A 6000-nucleotide genomic window follows, 5' to 3' on the forward strand; every position below is an offset into this window, starting at 1 on the left:
TCACTTTAGGTGAAGTCGAGGAGGCGTGGGTTGGCTCTGGCTGTGGTCCGCGATCTGCGGGAACATCGAGTACCGGCGAGCGAGGAGGAGCTTGCCGACTTCGAGACCGATGTGTTGGCCGGGTTCGTGCTGGCACGGGCGTCGGCCGGATTGGTCGACAGCACGATCCGCAACGACATCAACCACCTCGAGCTGATCCACGACTGGTTCGGCCGGCCGCTGTGGGAGATGCGGCCCGCCGATGTCGACGTCTATTTCGGCAAGGTGCTGCGCGACGCCAACCCCTCGACTCGCACCGGGCGGGCGGCGGCACTGACCGTGTACTTCCAGTTCTTGGAGCTTCGGCACAAGATCGACCTGCACAACATGACAGGTCGGGTCGTCGAGTGCCCGCTGGACGAGATCAACCGGCCGCGAGCCTCGGTCGATCCGCAGCTGCGTATCCCTCCGACCGCCGACGAGGTGGAGCAGCTGTTCGCCGGGTGGCGCCAGGAACTGGCTGGATTCAATCGGTCGTTGCAACACCTCGATTCCTCGGAGGTGTGTGGTGGCGTATGGGAAGCGGCAGTTGGAGGTTCGTGCGTATCGGGGGCAGATGCCCTCCCCGGGGCGGCCGTCGGTGGCCTGGCGGCAGGACAGGGTCCGGTTCTGGGCGGGGATCGCTGCCGGAGCGATGACCGAGGACGCCGCTACCGAAGCGGGCGTGTCTTCGCCGGTCGGGTTCCGCTGGTTCCGCCATGCTGGCGGCGTGAATCCACGCTTGCCAGAAACTGTTTCGGGCTGCTACCTATCCTCGAATGAGCGCGAAGACATCGCTTTATGGCGTGCCCATGGTGCCGGAGTGCGCGAGATAGCCAGGAGGCTGCGCAGGGCGCCGTCGACCATCTCGCGTGAGCTGCGCCGTAACGCCTCGACGCGCACGTATCGGCTCGACTACAAGGCCTCGGTCGCGCAGTGGCATGCCGAAAGGCGGGCGAGGCGCCCGAAGACGGCCAAGCTGGTCGGCAACGACCGGCTGCGCCAGTACGTCCAGGACAAGCTCTCCGGTGTCGTTCGTGGCGCTTACGGGCAGATCATGGCTGGTCCGGCCGCGACGCCGTGGAAGGGACGCAACAAGCCGCACCGAGGGGATCGGGCCTGGGTGACAGCATGGAGTCCTGAGCAGATCGCCCATCGGATCAAGCTTGACTTCCCTGATGATGAATCCATGCGGATCAGCCACGAGGCCATCTACCAAGCGCTCTACGTGCAAAGCCGCGGTGCGCTCAAGCGGGACTTAATCACCTGCCTGCGCCGGGGTCGGGCATTGCGGGTGCCGCGGGCACGGTCTCGGCAGAAAGCGTGGGCGCACGTCACGCCGGAGACGTTGATCAGCGCTCGGCCGCCGGAGGTCGCTGATCGCGCGGTCCCGGGACACTGGGAGGGAGATCTGCTGATCGGGTTGCAGCGCAGCGCGATCGGCACGCTGGTCGAGCGCAGCAGTCGGTTCACGATGTTGATCCATCTTCCGCGGGAGGCCGGATACGGGCTGATTCCGCGGACCAAGAACGGGCCGGCTCTGGCCGGCTACGGCGCCCTCACGATGGCCAACGCCCTAGCGCAGACGATCACCTCGCTGCCCGAGGAACTGCGCCGGTCGCTGACCTGGGACCGGGGAAAGGAACTGTCGGCGCATGCCCAGTTCTCGATCGCCTCCGGGGTCAAGGTGTACTTCGCCGACCCGAAGAGTCCGTGGCAGCGTGGCACGAATGAGAACACCAATGGCCTGTTGCGCCAATGCTTTCCGAAGGGCACCGACCTATCCCGGTGGAACGCCGACGACATCGCGGCGATCGCTCACACCCTCAACACCCGACCACGCAAGACCCTCGGATGGCGCACCCCGGCCGAAGCGTTCAACGAACACCTACACTCACTTCAGCAAGCCGGTGTTGCAACGACCGATTGAATCCAGCCTGGTCACCTGCCGCAAGTTCGCCCCGGCCGCCCGCAACTACGCGGTCGCCCGGCTGGCGGCCGACGTGGGACTGCGCATCAACGAGGCGCGGATGCTCGACCTCGACGATGTGCGGTGGGAGCTGGGGCGGTTCGGCAAGCTGAACGTCCGTCACGGCAAGGGATCACGCCGCAAAGGCCCCAAACCGCGACTGGTGCCGCTGATCAACGGCGCCGACCGCAGCCTGAGATGGTTCATCGAAGACGTGCTTGGACTGTTCGATATCGACCCGAATAGCCATGCCGCGCCACTGTTTCCGTCCGAACGCAAGAACATCGACGGGACGTGCATGCGCGCGACAGCTGACGTCTATCGCCGATCGTTGGCGGAGGCGGCGGACCGGCATCTGCCTGCGTGGTCGGGGAAGCTGACCCCGCATGTGCTGCGGCACTTCTGCGCGTCCCAGCTTTACCTCGGCGGAATGAACCTGTTCGCCATCCAGGAATTATGTGGTCACGCCTGGACGGCCACGACGGCTCGATATATCCACGTCCACGCCACCCACGTCGAAGATGCCTGGGTCACAGCACAACGTAACAACACGAAGTAACTGCACCTACGAACTTAAGGATTGGCTCAATGAAGTGGAATCTACGCCTGACCGCGGCCAACCGCGGCATTTGGAAGGCCAGCGAACTCCAACGGATGCTGGCCGAGCGCGGCCTGGTGATCAGCGCCGGCAAGATGTCGGGCTTGTGGTCGGGCAACCCCAACGCCATCAAGCTCCACGATCTCGATGTATTCTGCGCCGTGCTCGACTGCGCCATCGACGAACTGCTGATCCCCGAGCCCGAAACCGTGGCCGCACCCACGCCGAAGGGTAGCGAGGAGGCCGCCGCTGCGGCCGGTGAGGCACGTCCCGTCACCCCGCGCGCTCGGACGGGAAGGTCGCTGCCGCCGCGATGAATTGCCTGCAATGCGGAGCCGAACTGCCAGCCAACGGTCGCCGCGACCAAAAATACTGCGGCAGAAGCTGTTCAAAAAAAGCGCACTACTATCGCGGAAAGGCGGGACTGCCTGCTCGCCCGCCCCGGCGGCATCCAGCCTTGGAATCCGACGACCCCGTGCTCGTGGCCGCTGCGGTATACGCCCGGGAACGCGCTGCCGCCCACGATTGGTGCGGTGAGACCACAAACCGATGCCTCGACGCCCTGGTCACCCTTCTGGCCGGTCGGCCCCCCGGTGATCGCGTGCCGCTCAAAGAGGTTCGAACACGGCCGCATCGGCTCGCGTCCCGTCGCAGGCTTGTCGAAATCCTCTCCCACTTCGACCTGCTGACAGACGACACCGAACCTCCGATCCGTGCCTGGATCGACCGCGTCACCGCGGAACTTCCGCCAGGGTTCGCCGAGCCGTCGCACCACTGGCTCCTTACCCTGTTGGTCGGCGGCGCACGTGCTCGCCCACGATCGCCCAGGACCCTCTACAGCTACTTCGGCGCGGTCAGGCCCCTTCTCGCGCACTGGTCCACCTCCTACGACCATCTCAGGGAGGTCACCAGGGCCGACGTCGACGCGACGCTGCGGCCGTTTCAGGGAAACCAGTGCCACAATCTGATCAAGGCGCTGCGGTCGCTGTTCCGGCACGCCAAGAAGAATGGTCTGGTCTTCAGCAACCCAACAGCGGGTTTGAAGAGCCAACCAGTAGACCAAGACCTCGTGCCCATCACCGATGATGAGGTGCGCTCGATCGAACAGCTCGCGAGCGAACCGCGTGCACGCCTAGTTGTGGCATTGAGCGTCGAACATGCCTGCCGCACAAGCGTTATACGCAAACTGGTGCTCGACGACATTGACCTGCCGAACCGGCGGATCACCCTTGCTGGACAACCAACGGCTCGGCGAGCTCACCCACAGAGCGCTGATCACATGGCTCGACCACCGCCGGGACAGATGGCCCCACACTCCGAACCGGCACGTTCTACTCACGACGAAAACTGCATTGCGCACAACGCCGGTGAGTCAAACATCGGTGAAACAATCGTTGAGCGACAATGGGTTCACGATCGAACGCATCCGTGCCGACCGAATCCTTCACGAAGCGCTGACCGCAGGCCCCGACCCGCTGCATCTGTCTCTCTCGTTTTCGGCATCTCCCACAACACCGCGCGGCGCTACACCACCGCGAGGGAGTATCCGAAATTCGGTGTAAGTGGCCCGACACGCCGGGTGTGAGCCTGGCGGGGAAGGTCCACGATGACCGAAACGATGAGGGCTGTGACAGCAACAGCCGATGTCCACGATGATGAAGTGATGGTCAGCTCTCCGACACCGGAGGAGCTGGCGACGGCCCGCGAGCTGGTGCGGGCGGCCCAGGCCCGCGGGGTGTCGTTCGCCGATACCGCTGACGGGGTGCTTAAGGCGCTGACCAAGACGGTGGTCGAGACCGCGCTGGAAGAGGAGCTCGCCGATCACCTCGGCTATGACAAGCACGATCCGGCCGGGCGGGGGGCGCCGAATTCACGCAACGGCACCCGCACCAAAACCGTGTTGACCGACACGGTCGGACCGGTCGAGATCGCCGTGCCCCGCGACCGCGGCGGCAGCTTCGAGCCCCAGATCGTCAAGAAAGCATCAACACCGGTTGACCCGGGTCGATGAGATCGTGTTGTCGTTGTATGCCAAGGGATTGACCACCGGGGAGATCGCCGCCCACTTCGACGAGCTCTACGACGCCAAGATCTCCCCGGACACCATCAGCAGGATCACCGACAAGGTCCTGGCCGACATGGCGGAGTGGACCGCGCGGCCGCTCCGTCTACGCCGCAATCTTCATCGACGCGCTGAGCGTGAAAGTGCGCGACGGTCAGGTCGCCAACCGACCGTTCTACGCCGCGATCGGGGTCGATCTGGCCGGGCACAAGGACGTGCTCGGACTGTGGGCCGGCGACGGCGCCGGGGAATCAGCCAAGTTCTGGTTCGCCGTATTGACCGACCTGCGCAACAGAGGCGTCACCGACACGTTCTTCTTGATCTGCGACGGACTTAAGGGGCTGCCCGACGTTGTCGGTGAGGTGTGGCCGGCCACCATCGTGCAGGCCTGCACCGTGCATCTGATCCGCAACAGCTTCCGCTACGTACCGCGCCAGCACTGGGACGCCCTGCGCCGCGATCTCAAACCGATCTACACCGCCCCGACAGCGGCGGCCGCAGAAGCGGCGCTCGAGGCGCTCGCCGACCGCTGGGGCAGCCGATATCCGGCCCTGATCCGACTGTGGCAGTCGTGTTGGAATGAGTTCATCCCGTTCCTGGATTACGACACCGAGATTCGGCGGGTTCTGTGTAGCACCAACGCAATTGTTATCTGGAGTCCTCCGGGCGGTGTCCTTGATGTCCGACACGAGGCGTTCAGATCCCAGGTTCTGCGTGGTGGACGTGATTATCTGCAGTCGTCCAGGAGGCAAGAACCTGCGGAGGGACGATGCAGATTGCGGTCAAGTCCAGGGACGTGGTGTACGACGTCGTCGTGTGATTCTTCGACTTGGTGGTTTAGGCGGTCAGTGCCGCCGGGGTGTCCTCCTGTTCTGTTGATGGCGTGTGGTCGGCGCGGGATTTGCTGAGGACGTCGAGGCCGAGGTAGCGGCGGGATTCGGCCCATTCGTCGTGTTGTTCGGCCAGCACCGCGCCGACGAGGCGGATTAGGGCGTTGCGGTCGGGGAAGATTCCGACGACGTCGGTGCGCCGGCGGATTTCCTTGTTGAGTCGTTCTTGTGGGTTGTTGGACCAGATCTGCCGCCAAATTTGTTTGGGGAAGGCGGTGAAGGCGAGCAGGTCGGCGCGGGCGTCTTCGAGGTGGTCGGCGACCTTGGGGAGCTTGTCGGCCAGTGCGTCGATGATGCGGTCATATTGGGCTGCAACGGAACCGGCGTCAGGTTGATCGAAGACCGAATGCAGTAGTGTGCGTACCCACGGCCACGATGATTTCGGAGTGATGGCCATCAGGTTATCCGTTAACCGGCCCTCATCGGGGCGACACGCTCGGTGTGTGCGGGGTCCCACCAGCAA

At 64.4% G+C, this 6000-nt stretch carries 5 protein-coding genes and 3 pseudogenes; 7 read left to right on the top strand and 1 reads right to left on the bottom strand.

Features of this window, described 5'->3' with window-relative positions:
- Positions 1-30 precede the first annotated feature (30 nt).
- From AWC08_RS39410 to AWC08_RS17250, 7 genes and pseudogenes are all read left to right on the top strand, one after another.
- Positions 31-498 (top strand): annotated as a pseudogene (locus AWC08_RS39410) (site-specific integrase); the annotation flags it as partial.
- Positions 499-595: 97 nt separating this feature from the next.
- Positions 596-1948, top strand: coding sequence for an IS30 family transposase (locus tag AWC08_RS17230; RefSeq protein WP_046184758.1), 1353 nt, complete (start codon positions 596-598; stop codon positions 1946-1948).
- 7 nt (positions 1949-1955) lie between these two features.
- Positions 1956-2546, top strand: a pseudogene (locus AWC08_RS17235) (tyrosine-type recombinase/integrase); the annotation flags it as partial.
- Between the two features lie 29 nt (positions 2547-2575).
- Positions 2576-2902 (top strand): helix-turn-helix domain-containing protein, encoded by a 327-nt coding sequence (locus AWC08_RS17240; protein ID WP_007168431.1) that lies wholly within the window; start codon positions 2576-2578, stop codon positions 2900-2902.
- A gap of 140 nt (positions 2903-3042) precedes the next feature.
- Entirely contained in the window at positions 3043-4170 is a 1128-nt protein-coding gene (locus AWC08_RS17245) for an integrase (RefSeq protein WP_224112882.1), read from the top strand.
- A gap of 42 nt (positions 4171-4212) precedes the next feature.
- Positions 4213-4596, top strand: coding sequence for a transposase (locus AWC08_RS39085; RefSeq protein ID WP_057969888.1), 384 nt, complete (start codon positions 4213-4215; stop codon positions 4594-4596).
- 4 nt (positions 4597-4600) lie between these two features.
- Positions 4601-5555 (top strand): annotated as a pseudogene (locus AWC08_RS17250) (IS256 family transposase).
- Here AWC08_RS17250 and AWC08_RS17255 read toward each other — a convergent pair.
- Positions 5485-6000: transposase (locus tag AWC08_RS17255; protein ID WP_244906507.1), on the bottom strand; the 516-nt coding region annotated here is incomplete at its 5' end. The pseudogene AWC08_RS17250 and the gene AWC08_RS17255 overlap by 71 nt on opposite strands.

It is taken from the genome of Mycobacterium gordonae (assembly GCF_002101675.1).
In the GTDB taxonomy this organism is placed as follows: Bacteria; Actinomycetota; Actinomycetes; order Mycobacteriales; family Mycobacteriaceae; genus Mycobacterium; species Mycobacterium gordonae.